Origin of the sequence: Alkalihalobacillus sp. TS-13, from assembly GCF_019720915.1 — a bacterium.
GTDB lineage: Bacteria > Bacillota > Bacilli > Bacillales > Fictibacillaceae > Pseudalkalibacillus.
This window is the reverse complement of record NZ_JAHKSI010000039.1, coordinates 1-258: the sequence shown is the minus strand read 5'-3', so window position 1 is coordinate 258 and position 258 is coordinate 1. Positions and strand designations below refer to the sequence as shown.

Here is a 258-nt window from a genome sequence, read left to right as displayed (position 1 = left end):
AACCACACATAATGAACGCTGACTAACATCGTCACGTCCTGTGACAACGTCAGCACTAGCACATCCTGTGCGTCGCGTTTTCAAGAAAGACATTATCTAGTTTTGAGGGAATGGTTTCCTTCAAACTTCATATAGTCTGGTGACGATCGCGAAGAGGTCACACCCGTTCCCATGCCGAACACGGAAGTTAAGCTCTTCAGCGCCAATGGTAATTGGGGGCTTCCCCCTGTGAGAGTAGGACGTCGCCGGGCAACACAG

1 rRNA gene is annotated in these 258 nt (G+C 50.4%); it reads left to right on the top strand.

Annotation, left to right across the window (positions count from 1 at the left end):
- Positions 1-135: 135 nt before the first annotated feature.
- Positions 136-251, top strand: a 5S ribosomal RNA gene (rrf, locus tag KOL94_RS25000).
- Positions 252-258 lie beyond the last annotated feature (7 nt).